This window comes from Ruminococcus sp. RTP21358st1_G6_RTP21358_211008 (assembly GCF_040908885.1).
Lineage (GTDB): Bacteria > Bacillota > Clostridia > Lachnospirales > Lachnospiraceae > Blautia_A > Blautia_A faecis.
The window spans coordinates 1-24212 of sequence record NZ_JBDGDM010000007.1; the positions used below are offsets into that span (position 1 = coordinate 1).

A 24212-nucleotide genomic window follows, 5' to 3' on the forward strand; every position below is an offset into this window, starting at 1 on the left:
CTGTTGATGGAAGCATTATACTACATTGGGACATTTTCCTTTATGGTATATTAGGACATTATCATAAATGGTTCATAAAGATAAGGAAAGCTATCCCCTTTTATTGACTTTTAAATGGCAAAATTATATAATGTAACGGATAAAAACAGGGAAAAGCATGATCAGGAAGCCAGGTGTAATTCCTGCACAAGTCCGTTACTGTACAGTCAGATACTGGTTGCTTTTTCAGAAACAGGATTTCCTGCGGCAACCGGGATAAGACTGATAGGAAAGAAGCTTTGTTGTCAGGACAGGGCTTCTTTTATTTACGTAACAGATGGGCCGTCACAATTCCGGAAGCCCGCATAGCGGGTTCCTTATAGCTTTGGAGGCAAGAAACATGGAACATAAGACAGGATTGGAAGATTATTATGTGATCCGCGGACAGAAGAAAATGCGTTTCGGCTATACCACAGGTTCCTGCGCGGCAGCAGCCTGTAAGGGCGCCTGCCTGATGCTTCTGGGAAAAGAAAAGTTAACATCTGTACCGCTTATGACTCCCAAGGGAATCCTTCTTGACCTGGAGCTGCATGACATTCAGATCAGTGAAAATCAGGTTACCTGTGCAGTGAAAAAAGATGCCGGAGATGATCCGGACACAACAAATGGCATTCTTGTTTATGCTACAGTGTGGAAGACGGATACTGCCGGAATTGTTATAGATGGAGGAGTGGGCGTAGGCAGAGTTACAAGACCCGGGCTCTCCCAGAAAGTGGGAGAAGCGGCGATCAATCCTGTTCCTCGTGCCATGATCCTTCGGGAAGCAGAAGAAGCTGCAGTTTCCCATGACTATGAGGGTGGGCTGAAGGTTGTGATTTCTGTCCCGGAAGGTGTAGAGATCGGCAAGAAGACCTTCAATCCCAGACTGGGAATCACAGGGGGAATTTCCATTCTTGGAACCTCCGGAATTGTGGAGCCTATGAGTGAAAAAGCTCTTGTAGAAAGCATTCATGTGGAAATGAAGCAGCACTTTACCCAGGGTGAGAAGTACCTTCTTGTGACCCCGGGAAACTATGGGGCAGATTATCTGCGCGAGCATATGACGTTGCCTTTCGAACGAAATATCAAGTGCAGCAATTATGTGGGAGAAACCATTGATATGGCCGTGGATATGGGCGTGAAAGGAATCCTGTTTGTGGCTCATATTGGCAAGTTTGTAAAGGTAGCAGCAGGAATTATGAACACCCATTCCCACAGTGCAGATGCCCGTATGGAAGTGCTTGCAGCCAATGCCCTCAGAGTGGGAGCGGATGGAGATACAGCAAGAGCTATCCTGAATTGCAATACCACAGATGATGCCCTTGATGTTTTGCACGAAAAAGGCCTTTTAGAGCCTGCAATGAAAGAAATTATGGAGAAGATCCAGTTTTATCTGGATCACCGTTCCTATGAACAAATTAAGCTTGGTGCGGTTGTTTTTAACAATGTATATGGATATCTGGGAAAAACAAGAGATGCCGGTGAACTGATTCAGGAAATTCAGAAGCAGGATAAAATGCTTAAACTTCAAATATAAACAGGCTCTGGATATGGAAAGTATGCTGTAAGGCGTTTGGCGAATAAAGATTTGTTCAATTTATAAGAGAAAAATGAAAAACAGAGTAGTTATGCTAAAAAACTATTTCAGAAAGAGAGATCTATGACAGGAAAATTATATGGCGTAGGAGTTGGCCCAGGGGATCCGGAGCTGATCACTTTAAAGGCCTTAAGACTTACAAAGGAAGCAGATATACTGGCTTTCCCAGGGGAAAAGCCAATAGAATCTGTGGCATACAGGATCATGAAAGGAGCGTACCCGGAAATTGACAGCAAACAGATGATTTCCCTGCCAATGCCCATGATCAAAGACAGAGAAGAACTGAAACGAGTTCATGATGAAGGAGCAAAAATAATTGCAGAATGGCTTGAGAAAGGAAAAAATGTAGTATTTCTCACCCTGGGAGACCCAACCGTATATTCTACATATATTTATGTACACAAACGTGTGGAACAGCTGGGATATGCCACAGAAATTGTCAGCGGCATTACATCCTTTTGTGCAGTCAGTGCCAGATTTAATGAAGGACTGGTGGAAAAATCCCAGCAGCTTCATGTAATCCCTGCCTCCTATCAGATAGAAGAAGCATTGAAGCTTCCCGGAACGAAGGTTCTGATGAAAACCGGCAAAAAAATGCAGGAAGTAAAAGCAAAGATCAAAGCATCTGGAAACAAGGCAGAGATGATTGAAAATTGCGGAATGCCAGATGAGAAAATATACAGAAGTGTGGAAGAAATTCCAGATGATGCAGGTTATTATTCGTTGATCATTGTGAAGGAAAAATAAGATAATGTAAATAAAAAACCAATGTAGGCAAAGTGAAAATTTATTAAAGTAAGAATTATAAAACTTTGCCGCACAATAAAAATTATAGTGAAAAAGGAGAGAAAGCCATGATTCATTTCGTAGGAGCAGGTTCCGGAGCACCGGATCTGATCACCGTAAGAGGAAAGAAATATCTGGAAGAAGCAGACGTAGTTATTTATGCAGGATCTCTGGTAAATCCAAAACTTCTGGAGTACACAAAGGATATTTGTACCATTTATAACAGCGCAAAGATGACACTGGAAGAGGTGCTTTCTGTTATGGAAAAGGCAGAAGCGGCAGGCAAGACAACAGTAAGACTTCACACAGGTGATCCCTGTATTTATGGTGCCATCCGTGAGCAGATGGATGTGCTGGATGAGAAGGGAATTGCTTATGATTACTGTCCTGGTGTCAGTGCATTCTGCGGTGCGGCAAGTGCTTTAAATCTGGAATATACGCTGCCGGATATTTCCCAGAGCGTGATCATCACCCGTATGGAAGGGAGAACTCCGGTTCCGCCAAAGGAAAGCATTCAGTCCTTTGCTGCCCATCAGGCAACTATGGTTGTTTTTCTCAGTACAGGAATGCTGGAAGAACTGAGCAGAAGACTGATCGAAGGCGGTTATACGGCAGATACTCCTGCTGCGATTGTGTATAAGGCAACCTGGGAGGATGAGAAGAAATTTGTGTGCACAGTAGGAACCCTGGCGCAGACTGCGAAAGAGAATCATATTACGAAGACTGCACTTATGATCATTGGAGACTGTGTAAATGCCGCTCATTATGACCGTTCCAAGTTATATGATCCAGGATTTACAACAGAGTTCCGTGAAGCAACGAAATAACAATATGGTTATTTGATATGGCAGCTTAGGTTAGAGCCTGTTCCAGATGAAAGGAAAACGGATGAAAATTTCCATGATATGCTACACCCTGACAGGGCAGCAGACAGGAGAGAAACTAAAAAAGGGACTGGAAAAAGAAGGAAATATAGTTTCTCTTTTCACAAAGAGCAAATACATTCCAGACTCTATAAAGGAAAGCTGTGGGAAATGGACGGGAGAACAGTTCGAAACTGCAGACAGTATCATTTTCATTGGAGCAGCCGGAATCGCAGTGCGCAGCATCGCTCCCTTTATACAGAGCAAAAAGAAAGACCCGGCTGTGCTGGTGGTAGATGAATTGGGCAAATTCGTGATATCCTTGCTGTCTGGACATCTTGGAGGGGCAAATGAACTTGCCTGTCTGGCTGCAGACATTTTACAGGCAATCCCTGTAGTCACAACTGCCACAGATCTTGAAGGAAAATTTGCTGTGGATGTGTTTGCAAAGAAAAATAACTGTCACATTTTTCGAATGAAAGAGGCGAAAGAGGTTTCTGCCGCGCTGCTGGCAGGTGAGAAGGTTGGATTTTATAGCGAATTCCTCTGGGAGGGAGAACTGCCAGAGGGACTGATCTGGTGTCAAAAAGCTGGCATATCACTTTCTGAAATACAGTATGAAACTGTGGATGGCACACCACTTCCAGAGGTGGGAATTGCCGTGACCGTGCATAAAAGCTGTCATCCCTTTGCCTCAACAACGCACATAGTTCCACCAGCTGCGGCGCTTGGAATGGGCTGCCGGAAAAATAAAGAATCAGAAGCTGTGGAAAAAGCAGCATTCAGCTGCCTGAAAGAAAATGACATTTATCCGGAGGCAGTTGCAGCTCTTGCAAGCATCGATGTAAAAAAAGAAGAACCCGGGCTTCTGGCTCTGTCGGAAAAGCTGGGAGTTCCCTTCAAAACATTTTCCAGTGAGGAACTTCTGTCTGTGCAGGGGGAATTCACCTCATCCACTTTTGTGAGTAAGACAGTAGGTGTGGATAATGTGTGTGAGCGAAGCGCGGTGAAAGCCGCAGAGAATCATACTGGCATTCATTTTATACAGAGAAAACGGGGCGCAGAGGGCGTGACAACGGCTCTTGTCCTTGGAGATTGGAGGATACGTTTTGAGTAAAGAAAAGAAAATTTATGTGGTAGGAATCGGACCAGGTTCTTATGAAGGAATGACAGGAGCTGCAGTTACAGCTCTTGAAAAAAGTGATGTGATCGTTGGATACACTGTTTATATTGATCTTGTAAAAGACCATTTTCCGGAAAAATCTTTTCTCACCACACCTATGAGAAAGGAAGTAGACCGCTGTGTAATGGCTTTTGATGAGGCTATGAAAGACCAGACAGTTTCCATGATCTGCAGTGGTGATGCGGGAGTTTACGGAATGGCTGGTCTTATGTATGAAATCGGCGCAAACTATCCGGAGGTGGAGCTGGAAGTAGTTGCAGGTGTTACAGCAGCAACCGGAGGAGCAGCAGTGCTTGGTGCTCCATTGATCCACGATTTCTGTCTGATCAGTCTCAGTGATCTGCTCACACCATGGGAAAAGATCGAGAAGCGTCTTCTTCTGGCTTCGGAAGCTGATTTTGTGATTGTTCTTTACAATCCGTCCAGTCACAAGAGACACGATTATCTGAAAAAAGCCTGCGAACTTATGCTTCAACACAAATCTCCGGAAACAGTATGCGGTACTGTGCAGAACATTAACCGCGAGGGTGAAACTGCCAGGGTTATGACTCTGGCTGAATTGAAAGAAACACAGGTAGATATGTTTACCACTGTATTTATCGGAAATTCACAGACCAGAAATATCGATGGAAAAATGGTAACACCAAGAGGATATAAAAATGTCTGATGTTGTTGTTTTTGCAGGCACCACAGAAGGCTGTGAAATCTGTAGCTTTCTGGCAAAAAATAAAGTAAGTGTGCTTGCATGTGTCGCTACCGATTACGGAAGCAAATCATTAAAAGAGAACGAATATCTGAAAATCCACGCTGGCCGCCTGAATGGGGCGGAGATGGAAAATCTTCTGAAAGAACTCAGTCCCGGATTGGTGCTGGATGCTACCCATCCGTATGCTGCCGAGGTAACGGAGAATATTCGGACAGCCTGCAAAAATACAGGGCTTTCCTATGAGCGAGTACTTCGTGAAAAGGGCGCGTATCAGGATAAAGCTGTATATGTGGAAGACACGGAGGCAGCAGTGAGGTTTCTGGAAGACACTAAGGGGAATATCCTGCTAACTACAGGCAGCAAAGAGCTTGGAAAATTTACAGCTTTATCTGATGCAGGAGAACGCATTTATGCCCGTGTTCTGTCTTTGCCATCTGTGATGGAAACCTGCAAAGGGTATGGCTTTGAGGGCAAACATCTGATCGGTATGCAGGGACCCTTTTCCATGGAATTAAACGCAGCCATGCTTCGTCAGTATGACTGCAGATACCTTGTGACAAAGGATACAGGAAAAGCAGGTGGTTTTCAGGAGAAAATTGATGCTGCACTTATGTGCGATGTGATTCCTGTTATAATTGGAAGACCGCTGCAGGAAGAGGGTCTTTCTGTGGCAGAATGTAAACATATGCTCACGGAACATTTTGGACTTACTCTAAAACCTCACGTTACACTTCTGGGAATTGGGATGGGAAGTGAGAAAACCCTCACAATTCAGGGAAAAAGGGCAGTTCAAAGAGCTGATCTGATCATTGGGGCCAGGCGTATGGCGGATTCCATCCGGGAGCCGGGACAGCCGGTGGTGTATGAATACCGCAGTGATGTGATTGGAGCTTATATTAAGAGCCATCCGGAATATGAGAATATTGTGATAGCTTTGTCCGGGGATGTGGGATTCTACAGCGGAGCGAAGAAGCTGCTGGATGTGTTGAATGGAAGGAAACCAGAGGGTGTTTTAGCAGATGATTTTAAAGGGCAGGAGGACAGTGAAAAAGGAAATGGCTGTGTTTCCATTGAGATTATCTGCGGAATTTCTTCTGTGGTTTATTTTATGTCCCAGATCGGTTTATCCTGGGATGATGCGAAGATCACTAGCGCCCACGGCAAAAATTGCAATTTGGTTTCCATGATCAAGCAGAATCAGAAGGTTTTTTCCATTCTGGGAACAAAAAGTGCGGTTGCGGAACTTGCACAGAAACTGGTGGAATATGAGATGGGAGATGTGATTCTCTATGTTGGAGAAAACCTTTCCTATCCAGATGAAAAAATATTCCAGGCGAACGCCAGTGAACTGACTTCCTATGAGGGTCAGGCATTGAGCGTTGTCTGTGCTTACAATGAAAAAGCCAGACCGGCATTTTCTACTCATGGAATTCCAGATGAGAAATTTATCCGTGGAAAAGCACCTATGACAAAAGAAGAGGTGAGATGTGTTTCCCTTTCCAAGCTTCGTCTTCAGGAGGATTCCATCTGTTATGATGTAGGTGCCGGAACAGGTTCTGTTTCTGTGGAAATGGCTCTTCGCGCAGATCAGGGACAGGTTTTCGCTGTTGAAAAAAAGGATGATGCGGTAGCTCTTCTTTACGAAAACAAACAACGGTTTGCAGCGGATAATCTGGAAATTATAAAGGGCGAGGCACCGGAAGCACTAAAAGAACTGCCGGTTCCTACGCATGCGTTTATCGGCGGTTCATCAGGAAATCTGAAAGAAATCGTTGCCCTGCTTTTAGAAAAGAACCGGGATGTGCGGATCGTGATCAACTGCATTACGCTGGAGACTATCAGTGAGGCACTGGAGGTATTGAAAGAATACGATTTCGCAGATCAGGAAGCAGTGCAGCTTACAGCTTCCAGATCAAAAGAGATTGGAAGATACCATCTAATGATGGGAGAGAATCCTATTTATATTATCACCTGCCAGAGCCCCCGGGCGCAGATATGACAGGTGTGGTTTTCTTAAGAGTGCAGAAAAAGGCTGTTGGCGAGGAAAGAAGAGGAGGACTATCATGAAAAAAAGAATACCCAGGATCTTGCTTGCAGCAGGAGCCAGCGGAAGCGGAAAAACACTTCTCACCTGTGGTCTGCTGCAGGTACTGGTAAACAGAGGGATAAAGACAGTCTCCTTTAAATGCGGACCGGATTATATTGATCCCATGTTCCATACCCAGGTAATTGGTACAAAATCCCGAAATCTGGACACTTTTTTTACAGGAGAGGAGATTACCAGATACCTTCTTGCAAAAAACAGTGCTGATTGTGAAATAGCAGTGATGGAAGGCGTTATGGGATTTTACGATGGAGTGGCAGGAACCACTACTTTGGCAAGTGCTTATGATCTGGCGCGAGTTACGGATACGCCGGTTATTCTGATCGTGAACAGCAAAGGAATGAGTGTCTCTCTTGCTGCCTACATAAAAGGTTTTCTGGAATACAAAAAAGACAGCCACATAAAAGGCGTGATTTTTAACCAGATGTCCCCTATGCTTTATCCCAGAATGAAGAAACTGGTGGAAGAGGAGCTTGGCATCAAAGTACTGGGCTATGTGCCAAGGGTGGAAGATTGTGTGATCGAGAGCCGACACCTGGGACTGATCTTGCCAGAAGAAATCCCGGAACTGAAGGGACGGCTTTTGAAGCTGGCAGAAGTGCTGGAGAACAGTCTGGAAATAGAAGAGATATTGAAACTGGCCAATGAGGCACCAGTGTTGGAATATCCGTTGCTGGAAAATACAGATGAGCGATCCCTATGTCAGCCATCTGGAACCAGTGCAATAGCTGAAAAGGTGAAAAGAGAAGTGGATGCATTGACTGAAATGAGTCAGGTGTATACCTGGAAAAGCCCAGGGAAGCTTCGGATCGGTCTTGCGAAAGATGAGGCATTCTGCTTCTTTTATGAAGACAATCTGGATCTTCTTCGTTCCATGGGTGCCGAGCTGGTGGCCTTTTCGCCTGTACATGACGGACATTTACCAGAAAATCTGGACGGACTTCTTCTTTATGGAGGATATCCGGAATTAAATGGAAAAGCATTGGAGGAGAATCTTTCTATGCGGCAGGAAATTGCAGCAGCCATAAAGGATGGAATGCCCTGTCTTGCAGAATGCGGTGGGTTCATGTATCTCCACGAAAAGATGGAGGGAATGGATGGGAAATGGTATGAAATGGCAGGCGTTATTCCGGGTAAGGTATGGCGCACACCCAGACTGACCCGATTTGGCTATATTACTTTGAAGCAGAATCAGGGGATTTCCCATGGAAAACAGGAAACAGCGATTCTTGGGGAGTCAGATCTTGGAGTAAGTCCAGCCCATGAATTTCATTATTTTGATTCGGATAATTGTGGAACTGCATTTCATGCTTCCAAACCGGAAAGCAAACGCGGGTGGGACTGCATGCACGGCTCTGATCATTTGTTAGCTGGCTTTCCTCATTTATATTATTACGCAAATCCGAAAATCCCACAGGCATTTTTAAAAAAGTGTCTGGAGTATAAGGAGTTACAAAAATGATACGATTATTAACTCTTCCGGCAGGTTTTATTCTTGACCTGCTTATGGGAGATCCAAGATGGCTATATCATCCGGTATGTCTTATAGGAAATCTGATCAGCATACTGGAAAAAGGAATACGAAAGGTGTTTCCGAAAACAGATAAGGGTGAGCGGGCAGGAGGCATTCTGGAAGTTGTCCTTGTCTGTTTTATTACCTTTTTTATTCCTTATGTTGTAATCCATCTGCTTTATAAATGGAATTTCTGGCTGGGCTTTGCACTGGAGACTTTCTGGTGCGGACAGCTGCTTGCAACAAAATCATTGAAAGTGGAAAGCATGAAAGTATATGACCGCTTGAAAAACGGAACCATTGAGGAAGCGCGGTATGCTGTTTCCATGATCGTGGGACGTGATACACAGGCACTTTCAGAAATCGGAGTGACGAAGGCAGCTGTGGAAACGGTTGCGGAAAATTCCTCTGACGGAATTATTGCCCCTATGCTTTACATGGCAATTGGCGGTATTCCCCTGATGTTTTTGTACAAGGGTATCAACACCATGGATTCTATGCTTGGATATAAAAACGATAAATATCTGTATTTTGGAAGATGTGCAGCCAGACTTGACGATGTGGCGAATTATATTCCAGCCAGAATTTCCGGCTGGCTGATGGCATTGTCCACAGTATTTGTTGGAATGGATACCAAAAATGCAGTGAAAATATACAGAAGAGACCGTCGCAATCATGCAAGCCCCAATTCTGCCCAGACAGAAGCGGCTATGGCAGGAGCCCTGGATGTACAGCTGGCAGGAAATGCTTATTATTTTGGTAAGCTATATGAAAAACCGACGATCGGGGATCCAATCCGCCCGGTTGAAATCGAGGATATTCCAAGAGCGAATAAACTGCTTTATGCAACCTGTATTGTGGGAGCAATTTTATTCTTCGGTCTGAGTGTTCTTCTAAAAACTGTGTTATAGCGGATTTTGCTGAAAAAACAGCAACAAATAAAAGGTTAAAGTATGTTTTAAAATTGTGACGCATATCTAGAGCGTGTAATTACTTGAATGGAGACAACAATGGAAAAACACATACATGGCGGTGATGTGTATCATCATCAGGGGTGCATTGACTTTTCAGCAAACTGTAATCCTCTTGGTACCCCGGAGGGAATCAAAAAAGCAATCATTAAAAGTTTGGAACATATAAACGACTACCCCCAGGTAGGCTGCACTCCCTTAAAAAAAGCCATTGCAGAATATGAGAATACGAAGCCGGATCAGGTGATCTGCGGAAACGGCGCTGCAGAGGTGATCTTTTCCCTTTGCCGGGCTGTGAATCCCAGACGGGCTCTGGTGCCGGCTCCGACTTTTGCAGAATACCAGCAGGCATTATATAGTGTGGATTGTCAGGTAGAGTTTTTTCCACTGGATGGGAAAAAGGGGTTTGTGCTGGAGGAAAACTTCCTACAGGCATTGACAGAAGAGATTGACATTATTTTCCTGTGCAATCCCAATAATCCAACCGGGCTTCTGGTGGAAAAACCGTTGCTGGAAAAAATCCTAAAGCGTTGTCAGGAGCTTGATATTCTTATGGCGGTGGACGAATGTTTCCTGGATTTCGTTCCAACACCAGAGAAATATACGCTAAAAGAATATCTGGAAACCTATGATAATCTGTTTCTTCTGAAGGCTTTTACAAAGCGCTATGCTATGGCCGGGGTGAGACTTGGCTATGGTCTTTGCGGGAATAAAAGACTTCTGGAAAAAATAGAAGGTGTATGTCAGCCCTGGAATGTCTCTTCCATGGCACAGGCGGCTGGTCTGGCGGCTTTGCAGGAAAGAGAATATGTAGAAAAGGGAAGACAGGTGACTTTTCAGGAACTGGCATATCTGAAAGAAGAACTGGCGGCGCTTGGTTATCTGGTTTATCCTTCTCAGGCGAATTACGTGTTCTTTACAGGTCCGGCGGATTTGTATGAGAAGCTGGAACAGAAGAAGATCTTGATCCGCGATTGTAGTAATTATACCGGGCTTTCCAAAGGATATTACAGGGTGGCGGTGAAGAAACATGAAGAAAATCAGCAGCTTATCAGGGCATTGAAGGAAATAGATAGAACCAAAGTTGAAAATGTGATTTTATAAAAGGAGGAACACATTTTGGCAAAAGCAATCATGGTGCAAGGGACAATGTCCAATGCCGGAAAAAGCCTTCTGGCAGCTGGCCTTTGCAGAATTTTTAAGCAGGACGGGTACCGTGTGGCACCTTTTAAGTCCCAGAATATGGCGTTGAATTCTTTTATCACAAAAGAAGGTCTGGAGATGGGACGCGCCCAGGTTATGCAGGCAGAAGCAGCCGGAATTGCTCCTTCTGTTCTGATGAATCCTGTTCTTTTAAAGCCTACAAACGATGTAGGCTCCCAGGTAATCGTAAACGGTGAGGTTCTGGGAAACATGAGCGCCAGGGATTATTTCAAATATAAGAAAAAACTGGTGCCGGATATTATGAAGGCTTACAATGCTCTTGCAGCGGAAAATGATATTATTGTTATAGAAGGAGCCGGAAGTCCGGCGGAAATCAACCTGAAAAGTGATGATATCGTAAATATGGGTATGGCGAAAATGGCAAAGGCTCCGGTCCTTCTGGTGGGAGATATTGACCGTGGCGGTGTTTTTGCCCAGCTGATCGGAACTGTCATGCTTCTGGAAGAAGACGAGAAGGAGATGGTAAAAGGCCTGATCATCAATAAATTCCGTGGAGACAAAACCATTCTGGATCCCGGAGTGGAAATGCTGGAGGAGAGAAGCGGCATTCCGGTTGTGGGCGTAGCTCCTTATCTGAATATTCAGGTGGAGGATGAGGACAGCCTGACGGAACGTTTTGAGACAAATCGGACAGTAGACATGATTGACATTGCGGTGATCCGAGTGCCCAGAATTTCTAATTTCACAGATTTTAATCCGCTGGAGAGTATCCAGGGGGTTTCCCTTCGCTATGTAAAAAATCCATCAGAGCTTGGAAATCCGGATATGATCATTCTGCCGGGAACCAAAAATACAATGGAAGATCTTCTGTGGATGAGAGAAAATGGCCTGGAAGCGTTGATCCTGAAGGAGGCTGCGAAAGGAAAGCTGATTTTTGGAATCTGCGGCGGCTATCAGATGATGGGCGAGACTTTAAGCGATCCTCATGGAGTGGAAGCTGGCGGAACGATTAAAGGTATGGGTCTTCTTCCAATGGATACCGTTTTTGCAAAGAAAAAGACCAGAACCAGAGTGGAAGGCTCTTTTGGCCAGCTGACTGGTGCGTTTGCAAAGCTTAGTGATACTGCTCTGGAAGGATATGAGATCCATATGGGTGAGACTGCCCTGAAGGGAGATGCAAAGCCATCTACAAATATTCAGGATAGCGTAACCGGAGAGAGAAAGGCGGATGGTGCTTATCTTGACAATGTGTGCGGAACTTATGTCCATGGTGTTTTCGATAAAGAGGCAGTAGCTGAGGCAATTGTACAGATCATTGGAGAAAAGAAAGGGCTGGACGTATCCGGAATGACTGGAATGGATTTTCAGGCATTTAAGGAAACCCAGTATGATATTCTGGCAGCAGAGCTCCGGAAACATCTGGATATGAAGAAAATATATGAAATCCTGGAAGAGGGGGTATAAATATGAAGGTAGAACTGGAAAATGTAAAACCAATGGACATAGAGAAAAGAAGCTTTGAGATCATCACAGAGGAGCTTGGTGATACCCCTCTGCTCCCGGGAACAGAGCTGGTGGTAAAGAGATGTATTCACACAAGCGCTGATTTCGATTATGCGAAAAATCTTTGTTTTTCCGAAAACGCAGTGGAAAAAGCGATTCAGGCAATTAAAGATGGCGCCTGTATTGTAACCGATACCCAGATGGCAAAAGCAGGAATCAATAAACGCGCCCTTGCAAGGTATGGCGGTGAGGTTTACTGCTTTATGTCAGATGAGGATGTGGCGAAGATTGCGAAAGAAAATGGTTCCACCCGTGCCACAGCAAGCATGGACAAGGCGGTCGGGGTGGATAAAAAGCTGATCTTTGCCATTGGAAATGCACCTACAGCACTGGTTCGCCTTTATGAGCTGATCGAGGAGAAAAAACTGAATCCGGAGCTGATCATCGGTGTGCCGGTAGGGTTTGTGAATGTGGTGCAGTCCAAGGAACTGATCATGCATACAGATGTGCCGTATATTGTAGCCCGCGGGCGTAAGGGCGGATCAAATATCGCAGCGTGCATCTGTAATGCCTTGCTGTATATGATCGACAACAACCGGGGATAAAAAACAGCGTATACTCTGTCTGTGGCAAATGGCAAAGTATACGCTGTCCGTTTAGTTCAAAACTACAGACTTCAGCAGTTCGCAGGCCGGGACGAAATCCTGTACTGGTATGGAGGAGCAGGACATAAGTACCGTCACATCTTTCTCACTTTCTTTTAGAATTTGTAAATGCAGACTTTTTTCAGAGGCCTGTTTTTTTAATTCATCCCCGCTTTTTTCATAAGGCAAAGTAAGAGCCAGACTGGTACCGGCTGCGCCCACCTGAATCTGACAGCCAGTGCCAAATACCTGACGGACTGAGCTGCGAAGCTGTTTTAATTTCGAAGAATAAAGTCGTTTCAGCCTTCTGGTCTGTGCAGCAAGATGACCGTCCCGGATAAATTGACACAGAGCAATCTGTTCTGCTTTAGAAGCAGTCTGGTTGTAAAATCCGGCTTTCTTTTTATAAGCATTGAGAAGCTCAGGAGGCAGGATCATAAAGCTGATACGGATAGAAGGCAGCAGCAATCTGGAAAATGAACCAATGTAAACTACGCCCTGTCCTCCGGAGAGTCCGAAAAGGGAGGGTGTAGGCTTCTGGAAATAGACAAATTCGTTTTCGAAATCATCTTCGATTACCAGATGATGGCGTTCATCTGCATATTTCAAAAGCTCCAGACGGCGCTTTACCGGCATGATTTCGCCCCACTTTGTCATGTGTGCAGGAGAAACATAGACCACATCACAGTCTTTGTTACGGTAACAGATCTCATATCCATAGTCCCCGAAAACTGTGCTTCCGTGAACGAAAGAAGGGGTTGGAAAGGATACCCGGTGAAATTCCGGATATACTTCATGGATAAGAGGACAGAGAATCTGCAGCAGGCTTTGGAAACTGGCGCCTACTACAATATCATCCGGTGAACAAAGAATGTTCCGCCTCTCACGGATGTAATCTGACAAAGTTTCCCGGAAATCCGCTTCCCCCTGGGGTTCGCCGTAGGTCAGCATGCGTTCATTCTGCCGGAGGGCGCTTTTCATGTAGCGGCTCCACAGGTCAAAACGAAAGCTTTCTTTATCCACACCTGAAGATGCCAGGTCATAGCGGTAATGAGTTTCTTTGTGAGTACCCGGCTGGTTGTTTATATGCTGGTGGGAGGCAATTTCTGTGACATAATAGCCGCTTTGGGCTTTTGCCATAATGTAGCCGTCTGCGGCAAGCTGAAGATAGGCAGTTTCAATAGTAGTCCGGGAAAGCTTCAGCTCCTGGGAGCACTTGCGAAGAGAAGGCATTTTGCTTCCGGGGGCCATTTTCCCATCCAGGATCAGTTTCCGGTAGTATTCGTAAACTTCCATATAAAGATGCGTAGTGCGGTTTTGATTCTTTTCAATGTTTAACATAAAACTGTCCCCTCTAAAAAAGTTGAATTTGGATATTTCTGTACATACACTTAGGTGATATTTTATAATATAAACGAAAAATTTACAATAAAAATCAGGAGTGATATATTTGAAAAAAATAGCGGTAATTCAGGATCTGTCAGGGCTTGGAAAATGTTCCCTGACAGCGGCAATTCCGGTGATCTCGGTGATGGGTGTGCAGGCGGTACCGCTGCCAACAGCAGTACTCAGCAACCAGACCGGTTATCCTTCCTATTACTGTGACAATTATACAGAGCACATGGAACAGATCATGGATGAATGGGAGAAACGGGGATTTTCCCCGGATGGAATTTATACAGGATTTCTGGCTGACGAGGAGCAGGCAGATAAGATCCTGGATTTTCTCAGAAGATTCCGGAAAGAGAAGACCGTGGTGCTGGTGGATCCGGTTATGGGAGATAATGGCGGTGCTTATGGGATTTATACAGAAGGTTTGCGGGAACGGATGGTCCAGCTGGTGAGAAGCGCACAGGTGATCACCCCTAATCTGACAGAAGCATTGCTTCTTTTGTATGGGAAAGAAGAGATGGAAAAAAGATATGCAGGGCTTATGGAAGCAGACAAAGAGGAGCATTTGGAGCAAATAGGAAAGATTGGGGAACAGCTGGTTGAAGAATATGGACTGAAAGCGGCTGTGATCACAGGAGTTGAATATGAAAAGGCAGGATTGCAGATAGGAAACCTGGCAGTGGAAAATGGTCGTGTTTCCTGGTGCTTTTCACCGAAGAACGGCGGCAGCTATTCCGGGACTGGTGATCTGTTTGCTTCTGTGCTCAGTGCGGGATTAGTAAAGGGAATGTCTATGATGACCTGTGTAGAGCTGGCAGTAAATTTCCTTTCCAAAGCAATCGCCCAGACGGTACAGGAAGGCACAGACCGGAATGACGGAGTCTGTTTCGAAAAATTTCTTGGAGAATTGTGTAAGAACCAGTAAATAAATATATAGGAGAGTGAGGGAAATGGCTGATATTGTATATTGCTATAATGACGAGGTGTATTTTAATCTGACAAATAAGTGCCCTTGCAACTGTACCTTTTGCATCCGCAACAATGGAGATTCGGTAGGTGAGGCAAAAACTTTATGGTTTGACAAGGAACCAACAATGGGGGAGATTTATAAAGCAATTGATGCTTTTGATTTTTCAGGATACAAAGAAGCGGTTTTCTGTGGATATGGAGAGCCTACTATGGCACTGGATAAGCTGATCGCTGTCAGTGAGTATATGAGAAGCAAATATCCGGCACATTTGGATCGCGATGGGAAGCCCTGTCCGGGAATCAAGCTTCGCCTGAATACCAATGGTCTGGGGGATTTGATTAACAAGCGTTCCATAGCGAAAGAGGTCTGTCAGGCGGTCGATGTTGTTTTTATCAGTTTAAATATGCCAGATGCCAAGTCCTACAACGAAGTGGTACGCCCGGCTTACGGCGAGAAAGCCTTTGATGCCATGCTGAAATTTGCGCAGGATTGCAAAAAATATACAGAAAATGTGAAATTCACAGTTGTAGACTGTATCGGGGAAGAAAACGTTGAGAAAAGCCGCAAAGTGGTAGAGAAACTAGGAATTCCGCTGAGAGTACGGGAGTATACGGCGGAATAAAATTGAGGGAAAAAGACATCAATGCAGATGCTTCATAAAATCAATTGGGGCACTTTCAAATGTGCGCTGGATTTATCTATGAGATTTTATAAAATATGGAAAAATCTGCAGTGGTGTCTTTTGATATCTGTAGGTTATTTTTCAGCATTTGCAAAGCATTTGAAACGTCAGACCTGTTTTTTTATAAGGCGTTGCAAAATTTCCCGGAACTGGGGTACACAGGCCAGTATATCCGAATTCTCAAGATAAGGCGGCTCTTTATTTTCCCAGTCCGTGATTGTACCGCCAGCTTCTCTTAAAATAACGGTAGCCCCGCTGTAATCCCAGGGCTTCAGATTTTGTTCCAGATAAGCGTGCTGTCTGCCGCAGGCTACATAGCAAAGGTCAAGGGCAGCAGAGCCGGTGCGCCTGAAATCTGCACAGTTCATAAAAATATTGTAAAATATCGGGAACAGTTCCTTTGCCCTGTTTTTCTCATAAGGAGAAGAACCGAAAGACACCACAGCATCTTTGAATTCCGGCTGGTCGGACGCATGGATAGGAGTTCCGTTCAGATAGGCACCTTCTCCTTTGGCACCGTAGAAGAGCTCCTCTGTAAAGGGGTTATAGACCACTCCGAAAGTGATTTTCCCATTTTCATAAAGCCCAAGAGAAACTGCGCTTAAATGATAATCCCGGATTAAATTGGTGGTTCCGTCAATGGGATCCAGAATCCAGTAAGATTTCCGGGAATTCAGTCCAAGGTTTTCTTTCTCCTCAGCAATTAGTGCAATGTCCGGAAATTCTTTTCCAAGAGCCTCCTTCAGGTAATTTTGTACGGCAACATCTACATTGGTAACGTAATCGGCAACCCCTTTTTCGGTAACCTTTTCGTGAGCCATTTCCTGGAGAATCAAGGGCTTGGCCTGCTTGACCAGTTCTATGATTTTGGCTTGGTTTTCCTTATTCATATCAATATACCTCCTAACGTATGTCAAAAAATTTCAACAATTTGTATGGTCTAGAGAAAATTTACCATAAACGGAAAGAAAGGGCAAATGAAAAATTAAGCTGTAAAAAACGAAGAATAGTTGTCGTTACTGTTCACTGGTAACATTCCGCGAGGTGTTTTTGTGAACAAAGTTCACAGAAAACCCGAGAATTGCGCGCGAAATCATGCGAATGCATGATTTCTGTGCATCGCGAAGCGTGTTACTGGTCACGGAGTGAACAGTAACTAGTTGTCTATCGCTGGCTAAGTATGCCGATAGCTACATAATCTGCCATCGGAAGAAGGTATAAGAAAAATTGAAACTGAGAAGTACAAATTTTATAAAAAAGATTAAATAAAAATGGAGAGACGAAATGTCTCTCCTGAATGTCCAATCGATTTGAGCATCGAAGAGAGGCTGGATTGGTTCTATCATTTATAGTATATGCGGATATCTGAAAACTATGAATTGCATTAAAAGTGGCTTTCCCAATCGGATGGGAAATTAAGTCTGCGAATATCACATACATCAGAATAGTTATTCAGAAGCTGTTTGAAATCAGTTATAAAAGCCGTCCACGAATCTTCGGTTGGACGAAGATATTTCATTGAAAGCATAATCTGATATAGCCCATTGTACCGAGGATGCGGATGGATGACATCTGAATAAATAAGCTGTGGTCTTGTACTGATGCTGCGATTATAAATACGGCTGTTGTGAGCACAAATATTTCTCATGATGGAAACAGCCTGAATCCAGGATGTAAACATATCTTTTGATGGATTGATATCACGTTCATTGCTGTTTTTAAACTTATAATTTTTAATCAGCTCAGAAAAAGCAGTGTTGCTGCCGGTTTTCATATTTTTAATAGTTTTTGATATAGTGCCGAAAGACATAACCTCGACAGCAGCCCATATAGGAATGGCTCCATCGTGATTATCAAAGTTATGTTCTATAAAAACATCATTGGAACGGCTGATTTCAGATGCAATGGTGCTCTGATTCTTCCAGAATGTTTTTTTATCTTTAAATACGGAAGGATCATTTAAAACAAGTGCATCGTGAGTAATCTGGAATGCATTGACAAGTTGTGACTTTAATGCAACTTCAATTTGTGATAAATAGCTAAACAGCAGGTCTGACAGCTCTGAATCAAAACGGTACAGTCTTAAAATATCTGATAAGGATGTTCCTTCTATGTACTTTTTGGTGGAAGGATCAATAAGATGAAAACTGTAACCTTTTAAACGGTAATATCCAATTGTTGTTAACGCTATTTCAGCGGTGTCATTCGAATCGATAGTCATTCCAGTGTCTTTGAGTTTCTGAATTAATTGTGTAATGGATAAAAAATTCTTAGGATATGTATACATGGCTCACCTCTGGATATAAAAAGTCCCGCCGGGTTGCGCATTCTTGCCGAAACAAGACTAAGCGTGGCGGGTTCTGTTACACATATTTTACTTGGAACGAACCAATCTGTCAATACTTTGAGATAGGTTTGCTAAGATATTTTTGGGACTACTATATAGAATGCGAATTAAAAAAAGATTAAATATCGGTTCTTAAAGTCAGAGTTACTTTGCAGAATATTGCAAAAATCACTGAGCCCACATCCGGACTTAAAGCAATGAGTGCGATATGCTAAAACGCATTGAGATTGGAATGTCGGCAAAGTAGTTCAGGCTTGTCAACGGTATTGAAAAGAGAAAAACCATCTGGTCATATCTGAATAAGGAGCAGATTGATATGGTGGAAACACTGCAGAAAGTAGAAGTTGTCTTGGATATTCAGTTTTCTGCGGTAAACTGCAAAAATCTTTTGCTACACAGATTGATTTTATTTGCACTTTAGCGTATGATAAATTTGATTATTTGTGTCCTACTTAGAGAGCAATTTAACATGAAAAATTCAAACACTGTGTTCAACAGAGGGAGTTCCCGATGCTAAAAAGTAGGATATTCATGGGGTATTTCTGAAGATGCAGAAAAGAAGATAAATAAACAGATGGAAACGAATGTAGAGCTGAAAAGAAATCTTTCTATATATTTAACAGGCTTATTTGGAAAGTGATTTTCCTCAACAAATCTGATGTAGATGTGAAAATTCTACCTTGCTTATGCAAATACCCCAATTAGTCAGACACAGTCTGACCAATTTGAAACGCTTCCGACTATCAGCACTGGAAGAAAATACGACTGATTTATAAAAATAACAATCATCAATCAATAGATGGAGGAAAACAAATGGCGGGTAAAACAAATGCCAACATTGGCTTTGAAAAACAGTTGTGGGATGCAGCTTGTGTATTGTGGGGGCATATCCCGGCGGCGGAATATAGAAAGGTTATTATTGGATTGATTTTCCTGCGGTACATTTCTGCTGCGTTTGATAAACGGTATCAGGAACTTATAGCAGAAGGTGACGGTTTCGAGGATGACCGTGATGCTTACGAGATGGACAATGTGTTTTTCGTTCCGGAGGAAGCTCGCTGGAGCAACATTGCATCCAAGGCACACACACCGGAAATCGGCACAATCATTGATAATGCAATGAGAGCCATTGAAGCAGAAAACAAAAAGCTGAAAAATGTACTGCCGAAGAATTATGCGAGTCCAGACTTAGATAAGCGAATCTTGGGTGATGTGGTAGATATTTTTACAAATAACATCGACATGAGCGATACGACTGCAAGTGAAGACTTGCTCGGTCGTACTTATGAATACTGTATTGCACAGTTTGCAGAAAAAGAAGGTGTTGGCGGCGGTGAATTTTATACACCGTCCAGCGTGGTAAAAACTCTGGTTTCCATTCTGCGTCCGTTTGATAACTGCCGAGTGTACGATTGCTGCTGCGGTTCCGGCGGTATGTTTGTACAGAGTGAAAAGTTCATTGAAGCACATGGTCATAAGCGTGGAGCAATTTCAGTGTATGGGCAGGAAGCAAACCCGGATACTTGGAAGATGGCGAAAATGAATATGGCAATCCGAGGTATTGATGCTGATCTGGGACCATACAATGCGGATACATTTACAAGTGACTTGCATCCGACACTGAAAGCAGACTTTATTCTCGCTAATCCCCCATTCAATTATCATCCGTGGGGACAGGAAAAACTGAAAGAAGACAAGCGTTGGAAATACGGTCTGCCGCCTGCAGGTAATGCCAACTACGCATGGATTCAACATATGATTCATCACCTTGCTCCGAATGGGAAAATCGGTCTGGTACTGGCGAATGGTGCGTTGTCTACGCAGAGCAGCGGCGAAGGTGAAATCCGAAAGAAAATCATCGAGGATGATCTGATTGAAGGCATTATCGCAATGCCTACCCAGCTTTTTTATAGCGTGACAATTCCTGTTACTCTGTGGTTCATTACAAAAGGTAAGAAACAGCCCGGCAAAACGCTGTTCATTGATGCCCGCAAGATGGGACATATGGTTGACCGTAAACATCGTGATTTTACAGATGAAGATATTCAGAAACTTGCAGATACCTTTGAAGCATTTCAGAATGGCACTTTGGAAGATGTTCAGGGATTCTGCAGGGAGGCAACACTTGTGGACATTGCAAAGCAGGATTATATTCTGACTCCTGGACGATACGTCGGCATTGAAGAACAGGAAGATGACGGAGAACCGTTTGAGGATAAAATGAATCGTCTGACTTCTGAGTTGTCGGAGATGTTCGCAAAATCCCATGAACTGGAGGATGAAATCAGAAAGAAGCTGGGGGCGATTGGGTATGAAATTTGATACAATAAAATTATCTGAACTTGCAGCAATTCAGACAGGACCATTCGGTAGCCAACTACACAAGGAGGATTACGTAGTTCATGGAACGCCTATCGTTACAGTAGAACATCTCGGAAGCAGAAAGTTTACAGAACAAAATCTTCCTTGTGTTTCAGACAAGGATAAAGAAAGGCTAAAAAAATACGTACTGAAAACAGGAGATATTGTTTTCAGCCGCGTAGGATCAGTTGATCGTTGCTCATATGTTAGTGCAGAATATGAAGGATGGATGTTTTCGGGGCGATGCCTTAGAGTACGACCTTGTGAAAAATTGAATCCAGAATATTTGTATTATTTCTTTTTATTGGAAAAAACAAAACAGTTTGTTCGTAATATTGCTACCGGTGCAACGATGCCATCTATTAATACGAAATTTATGGGAGAGATTCCAATAAGAGTCCCATCTCTGGATGCACAGAATAAGATCGCCAGTATTCTATGGATGATAGACGATAAAATTGAGTTAAATAAAAAGATAAACAAGAATTTAGAGCAGCAAGCAGAAGCTCTTTTTCACTCATTATTTGTTGAGAATGCTAATCCAACATGGAAAGATGGTATGCTTTCGGACCTTGGAACTGTTGTTGCAGGTGGAACCCCATCCAAAACAAAGCCAGAATATTACTCCGAGCAAGGCATAGCATGGATCACTCCAAAGGATTTATCTCTTAATAAGTCAAAATTTATCTCTCACGGTGAAATTGATATTTCAGAATTAGGATTTTACAAGAGCAGTGCAACCAAAATGCCAACCGGAACAGTTCTGTTTAGTTCCAGAGCACCTATTGGATACATTGCCATTGCTGCCAATGAAGTAACAACTAATCAGGGATTCAAATCGGTAGTTCCAAATGAAAATGTTGGTACATCCTTTATGTATTATCTTCTGAAATTTTTATTGCCGACCATCGAGGGGATGGCTTCGGGTTCAACTTTTAAGGAAATATCAGGTGCAGGTATGAAATCTGTCCCTGTTGTAATTCCTGATAACGAAACCATCGAAAAGTTCAATGCCTTTTGCACTCCAATTTTCCAACAGCAGGAAGTGCTTGAAGCAGAAAACTCACGACTTTCTGATATCCGAGATGCATTGTTACCTATGTTGATGTCTGGCGAATTGGATGTCTCAGACATTAACCTTTAAGTCGCTAAATTCTTGTTTAACCTAAATACTCCTACCAACGGCAGGAGCTAAAGCCAATGGAACTGCCGTTGAGTCGTTCTCTGGAAAATAAATTTGAAGGAGAATGACCTATGAAACAACAGATTATTTCAGAGGTGGTGCAGCAAATGCTGCCACACCTCGACAACGCACAAATGCAGCAGTTGCAAAAAGTGCTTGAAAACACACTGTTTGGCTGTGAAATTACAGCACAGACAGAAAAGAAAGATATGAACGATAACCAAAAGCTGATAGACGCTTTTGTTTCGGCAAAACGAATTGAAGGCTGTTCAGAGAAAACGCTGAAATATTACCGCACAACCATTGAAATGATGGTAGCTTCGACAGATAAAGGTATTCGCCATATACAGACGGAGGATTTGCGTTCCTATCTGACGGATTATCAGAGCAAGAACCAGTCCAGCCGTGTGACGATAGATAATATCCGCAGAATTCTGTCCAGTTTTTTCTCTTGGTTGGAGGATGAGGACTATATTTTGAAAAGCCCTGTTCGCCGCATCCATAAGGTGAAAACGGCAACCAACATCAAAGAAACCTACACAGATGAGGACTTGGAAAAAATGCGCGACAACTGCACAGAACTTCGTGATTTGGCAATGATTGATATGCTGGCCTCTACCGGAATGCGTATCGGTGAAATGGTTTTGCTGAATAAAGCGGACATCAATTTTAATGAGCGTGAATGTGTCGTTTTCGGTAAAGGCGATAAGGAACGCATTGTATACTTTGATGCTCGGACGAAGATTCATCTGCAAAACTACATTGATAGCAGAATGGATGATAATCCGGCATTGTTTGTTACTCTGCGTTCTCCGCATGAGAGAATCAAGATCGGCGGCATAGAATCCCGCCTGCGTGAAATGGGAAAACAGTTGGATATTCCCAAAGTTCATCCGCATAAGTTCCGAAGGACGCTTGCAACGATGGCAATTGACAAAGGAATGCCTATTGAGCAGTTACAGAAACTCTTGGGACATAAAAGAATAGATACGACCTTACAGTATGCAATGGTTAAGCAGAGCAATGTTAAGTTGGCTCATAAGAAATATATAGGCTAGAGGAGAAAAGGTATTGTGATTATTGAATTAGAGGAACTTGTTAAGAATGGAGAAATTGAAATAAAAACAGGACCATTTGGCACCCAACTAAAAGCGGCAGAATATGTTGAAAGTGGAACTCCAGTTCTAAATGTGAAAAATTTAGGATATTCAACAGTTGTAACAACAAAAGTAGATTATGTTGGTGAGAAGACACTTGAACGGTTATCTATGCACATACTTAAAGAGGGAGATATTGTATTTGGAAGAAAGGGGGCTGTTGATCGTCATGCCTACATAGGAGCAAATGAAGCGGGATGGATGCAGGGATCAGATTGTATCAGATTAAGAGTAAAAACAAACAAAATCAATCCACGATATTTATCATATTATTTTCTTACGCCTAAGCATAAAGCTTTCATGATAAGCATGTGCTCACATGGAACGACAATGGCATCCTTAAATCAAGGCATTTTGTCGAAAATAGAGATAGACTTGCCAGAACGGTGCATACAAGACCGTATAGTATCAATTATTGCAGTTTTGGATAAAAAAAGAAAAACAAATGAGAAGTTAAACAAGAATTTAGCGGCTTAAAGATCGATGTCAGAGACATCAAGCTCGCCGGACATAAGTTTTGGCAGAAGTGCATCACGAGTATTGGCAAGAATCTTGGATTCTTTTGTGTTTTCCTGCATTGCACTATACATTGGCGAAACTATATTCTCAAACTTTTCTAATGTTTTTTCGTTAGGAATATATAGTTGCATTGCGTTAAGAATATTGGTTGTCATGCTCGGTACAGCAGAGCCAGCATTCAGTGAAACCAGATCTTTGCTTTTTACAAAATGGTACACAAATTTTGCAATATTAGGACGCAGCATCTCGGTATAGAACATGGTGTCTACCGACCAGAACGCTTCATTGACATACATGATATTGTTGAGAGTTCCTTTACGGGGAATTAGAACAGATTCGCCAGTATAGAGAGGCTTTTCTACATATCGCATTATTCCGCCTGATCCATATACTGGATAGTTTCCGTCAGCCAGTTTTTTATGATCTTTTCCATACTTAACTGAGATTAAGTCAGACAGCTGCCCTGTGCTCCAACTTTCTTGTCGGTGCTCAATAAACATACGGCTGTAAATTGCCTGAGCTTGTTGCTCTAAATTCTTGTTTACCACG

General features: G+C 43.2%; 22 protein-coding genes. 18 read left to right on the forward strand and 4 right to left on the reverse strand.

The window, feature by feature from the left end:
* The first annotated feature begins 114 nt into the window (after positions 1 to 114).
* The 12 genes from AB5Z12_RS04015 (at position 115) to AB5Z12_RS04070 (ending at position 13013) form a co-directional block, all read left to right on the forward strand.
* Positions 115 to 348, forward strand: a complete 234-nt coding sequence (locus AB5Z12_RS04015) for a hypothetical protein (RefSeq protein WP_368368563.1) — start codon at positions 115 to 117, stop codon at positions 346 to 348.
* A gap of 31 nt (positions 349 to 379) precedes the next feature.
* Positions 380 to 1555: a cobalt-precorrin-5B (C(1))-methyltransferase CbiD gene (gene cbiD / locus AB5Z12_RS04020; protein ID WP_148462870.1), complete on the forward strand. Its 1176-nt coding sequence runs from the start codon at positions 380 to 382 to the stop codon at positions 1553 to 1555.
* A gap of 123 nt (positions 1556 to 1678) precedes the next feature.
* Positions 1679 to 2362, forward strand: a complete 684-nt coding sequence (gene cobI, locus AB5Z12_RS04025) for a precorrin-2 C(20)-methyltransferase (RefSeq protein WP_148462869.1) — start codon at positions 1679 to 1681, stop codon at positions 2360 to 2362.
* Positions 2363 to 2469: 107 nt separating this feature from the next.
* On the forward strand, positions 2470 to 3228 hold the full coding sequence (gene cobM / locus AB5Z12_RS04030) for a precorrin-4 C(11)-methyltransferase (protein WP_118579928.1): 759 nt from the start codon (positions 2470 to 2472) through the stop codon (positions 3226 to 3228).
* A gap of 46 nt (positions 3229 to 3274) precedes the next feature.
* Positions 3275 to 4381, forward strand: a complete 1107-nt coding sequence (locus AB5Z12_RS04035) for a cobalt-precorrin 5A hydrolase (RefSeq protein WP_244095569.1) — start codon at positions 3275 to 3277, stop codon at positions 4379 to 4381.
* Positions 4374 to 5114: a precorrin-3B C(17)-methyltransferase gene (gene cobJ / locus AB5Z12_RS04040; protein ID WP_173735308.1), complete on the forward strand. Its 741-nt coding sequence runs from the start codon at positions 4374 to 4376 to the stop codon at positions 5112 to 5114. The genes AB5Z12_RS04035 and cobJ overlap by 8 nt, the downstream gene beginning before the upstream one ends.
* Entirely contained in the window at positions 5107 to 7152 is a 2046-nt protein-coding gene (cobK, locus tag AB5Z12_RS04045) for a precorrin-6A reductase (protein WP_173735309.1), read from the forward strand. Before cobJ ends, cobK begins: the two co-directional genes overlap by 8 nt.
* 64 nt (positions 7153 to 7216) lie before the next feature.
* Positions 7217 to 8719, forward strand: coding sequence for a cobyrinate a,c-diamide synthase (locus AB5Z12_RS04050; protein WP_173735310.1), 1503 nt, complete (start codon positions 7217 to 7219; stop codon positions 8717 to 8719).
* Positions 8716 to 9681: an adenosylcobinamide-phosphate synthase CbiB gene (gene cbiB / locus AB5Z12_RS04055; RefSeq protein WP_118579940.1), complete on the forward strand. Its 966-nt coding sequence runs from the start codon at positions 8716 to 8718 to the stop codon at positions 9679 to 9681. Before AB5Z12_RS04050 ends, cbiB begins: the two co-directional genes overlap by 4 nt.
* A 99-nt stretch (positions 9682 to 9780) precedes the next feature.
* Positions 9781 to 10845, forward strand: coding sequence for a histidinol-phosphate transaminase (locus tag AB5Z12_RS04060; RefSeq protein ID WP_173735311.1), 1065 nt, complete (start codon positions 9781 to 9783; stop codon positions 10843 to 10845).
* Between the two features lie 15 nt (positions 10846 to 10860).
* Entirely contained in the window at positions 10861 to 12369 is a 1509-nt protein-coding gene (locus AB5Z12_RS04065) for a cobyric acid synthase (RefSeq protein ID WP_173735312.1), read from the forward strand.
* Between the two features lie 2 nt (positions 12370 to 12371).
* The gene (locus AB5Z12_RS04070) at positions 12372 to 13013 is read left to right on the forward strand and encodes a precorrin-8X methylmutase (RefSeq protein ID WP_173735313.1); all 642 of its coding nucleotides are present in this window, start codon (positions 12372 to 12374) and stop codon (positions 13011 to 13013) included.
* A 51-nt stretch (positions 13014 to 13064) separates the two neighbouring features.
* On the opposite strand, the gene AB5Z12_RS04075 is transcribed toward AB5Z12_RS04070, so the two are convergent.
* A complete protein-coding gene (locus tag AB5Z12_RS04075) occupies positions 13065 to 14393 on the reverse strand; it encodes a PLP-dependent aminotransferase family protein (protein ID WP_368356954.1) in 1329 nt (442 codons plus the stop codon).
* A 109-nt stretch (positions 14394 to 14502) separates the two neighbouring features.
* On the opposite strand from AB5Z12_RS04075, the gene AB5Z12_RS04080 reads away from it, so the two are divergent.
* Both AB5Z12_RS04080 and AB5Z12_RS04085 read left to right on the forward strand, forming a co-directional pair.
* The gene (locus tag AB5Z12_RS04080) at positions 14503 to 15369 is read left to right on the forward strand and encodes a pyridoxamine kinase (protein ID WP_148462860.1); all 867 of its coding nucleotides are present in this window, start codon (positions 14503 to 14505) and stop codon (positions 15367 to 15369) included.
* A gap of 25 nt (positions 15370 to 15394) precedes the next feature.
* Positions 15395 to 16036, forward strand: a complete 642-nt coding sequence (locus AB5Z12_RS04085; protein WP_148462859.1) for a TIGR04100 family radical SAM protein — start codon at positions 15395 to 15397, stop codon at positions 16034 to 16036.
* Between the two features lie 167 nt (positions 16037 to 16203).
* Here the strand turns inward: AB5Z12_RS04085 and AB5Z12_RS04090 are convergent, their stop codons facing one another.
* The gene (locus tag AB5Z12_RS04090) at positions 16204 to 16986 is read right to left on the reverse strand and encodes an inositol monophosphatase family protein (RefSeq protein ID WP_148462858.1); all 783 of its coding nucleotides are present in this window, start codon (positions 16984 to 16986) and stop codon (positions 16204 to 16206) included.
* A 494-nt stretch (positions 16987 to 17480) separates the two neighbouring features.
* The gene (locus AB5Z12_RS04095) at positions 17481 to 18383 is read right to left on the reverse strand and encodes an Abi family protein (protein WP_148462857.1); all 903 of its coding nucleotides are present in this window, start codon (positions 18381 to 18383) and stop codon (positions 17481 to 17483) included.
* 873 nt (positions 18384 to 19256) lie between these two features.
* Here AB5Z12_RS04095 and AB5Z12_RS04100 point away from each other — a divergent pair.
* From AB5Z12_RS04100 to AB5Z12_RS04115, 4 genes are all read left to right on the forward strand, one after another.
* Positions 19257 to 20765, forward strand: a complete 1509-nt coding sequence (locus tag AB5Z12_RS04100) for a class I SAM-dependent DNA methyltransferase (RefSeq protein ID WP_148462856.1) — start codon at positions 19257 to 19259, stop codon at positions 20763 to 20765.
* Complete coding sequence (locus tag AB5Z12_RS04105) at positions 20755 to 21948, forward strand: restriction endonuclease subunit S (protein ID WP_294431790.1); 1194 nt, start codon at positions 20755 to 20757, stop codon at positions 21946 to 21948. The genes AB5Z12_RS04100 and AB5Z12_RS04105 overlap by 11 nt, the downstream gene beginning before the upstream one ends.
* 110 nt (positions 21949 to 22058) lie before the next feature.
* On the forward strand, positions 22059 to 23045 hold the full coding sequence (gene xerA, locus AB5Z12_RS04110) for a site-specific tyrosine recombinase/integron integrase (protein WP_148462853.1): 987 nt from the start codon (positions 22059 to 22061) through the stop codon (positions 23043 to 23045).
* A gap of 15 nt (positions 23046 to 23060) precedes the next feature.
* The gene (locus AB5Z12_RS04115) at positions 23061 to 23621 is read left to right on the forward strand and encodes a restriction endonuclease subunit S (protein ID WP_294431787.1); all 561 of its coding nucleotides are present in this window, start codon (positions 23061 to 23063) and stop codon (positions 23619 to 23621) included.
* Here AB5Z12_RS04115 and AB5Z12_RS04120 read toward each other — a convergent pair.
* The gene (locus AB5Z12_RS04120; RefSeq protein ID WP_368368564.1) at positions 23618 to 24211 is read right to left on the reverse strand and encodes a restriction endonuclease subunit S; all 594 of its coding nucleotides are present in this window, start codon (positions 24209 to 24211) and stop codon (positions 23618 to 23620) included. The genes AB5Z12_RS04115 and AB5Z12_RS04120 overlap by 4 nt on opposite strands.
* Position 24212 lies beyond the last annotated feature (1 nt).

What these genes read in the sequence shown, in the direction of transcription:
- AB5Z12_RS04015 (WP_368368563.1), top strand. Translation starts at nt 115, where the DNA reads ATGGCAAAATTATATAATGTAACGGATAAAAACAGGGAAAAGCATGAT.
- cbiD (WP_148462870.1), top strand. Translation starts at nt 380, where the DNA reads ATGGAACATAAGACAGGATTGGAAGATTATTATGTGATCCGCGGACAG.
- cobI (WP_148462869.1), top strand. Translation starts at nt 1,679, where the DNA reads ATGACAGGAAAATTATATGGCGTAGGAGTTGGCCCAGGGGATCCGGAG.
- cobM (WP_118579928.1), top strand. Translation starts at nt 2,470, where the DNA reads ATGATTCATTTCGTAGGAGCAGGTTCCGGAGCACCGGATCTGATCACC.
- AB5Z12_RS04035 (WP_244095569.1), top strand. Translation starts at nt 3,275, where the DNA reads ATGAAAGGAAAACGGATGAAAATTTCCATGATATGCTACACCCTGACA.
- cobK (WP_173735309.1), top strand. Translation starts at nt 5,107, where the DNA reads ATGTCTGATGTTGTTGTTTTTGCAGGCACCACAGAAGGCTGTGAAATC.
- AB5Z12_RS04050 (WP_173735310.1), top strand. Translation starts at nt 7,217, where the DNA reads ATGAAAAAAAGAATACCCAGGATCTTGCTTGCAGCAGGAGCCAGCGGA.
- cbiB (WP_118579940.1), top strand. Translation starts at nt 8,716, where the DNA reads ATGATACGATTATTAACTCTTCCGGCAGGTTTTATTCTTGACCTGCTT.
- AB5Z12_RS04060 (WP_173735311.1), top strand. Translation starts at nt 9,781, where the DNA reads ATGGAAAAACACATACATGGCGGTGATGTGTATCATCATCAGGGGTGC.
- AB5Z12_RS04070 (WP_173735313.1), top strand. Translation starts at nt 12,372, where the DNA reads ATGAAGGTAGAACTGGAAAATGTAAAACCAATGGACATAGAGAAAAGA.
- AB5Z12_RS04075 (WP_368356954.1), bottom strand. Translation starts at nt 14,393, where the DNA reads ATGTTAAACATTGAAAAGAATCAAAACCGCACTACGCATCTTTATATG.
- AB5Z12_RS04085 (WP_148462859.1), top strand. Translation starts at nt 15,395, where the DNA reads ATGGCTGATATTGTATATTGCTATAATGACGAGGTGTATTTTAATCTG.
- AB5Z12_RS04090 (WP_148462858.1), bottom strand. Translation starts at nt 16,986, where the DNA reads ATGAATAAGGAAAACCAAGCCAAAATCATAGAACTGGTCAAGCAGGCC.
- AB5Z12_RS04095 (WP_148462857.1), bottom strand. Translation starts at nt 18,383, where the DNA reads ATGTATACATATCCTAAGAATTTTTTATCCATTACACAATTAATTCAG.
- AB5Z12_RS04100 (WP_148462856.1), top strand. Translation starts at nt 19,257, where the DNA reads ATGGCGGGTAAAACAAATGCCAACATTGGCTTTGAAAAACAGTTGTGG.
- AB5Z12_RS04105 (WP_294431790.1), top strand. Translation starts at nt 20,755, where the DNA reads ATGAAATTTGATACAATAAAATTATCTGAACTTGCAGCAATTCAGACA.
- xerA (WP_148462853.1), top strand. Translation starts at nt 22,059, where the DNA reads ATGAAACAACAGATTATTTCAGAGGTGGTGCAGCAAATGCTGCCACAC.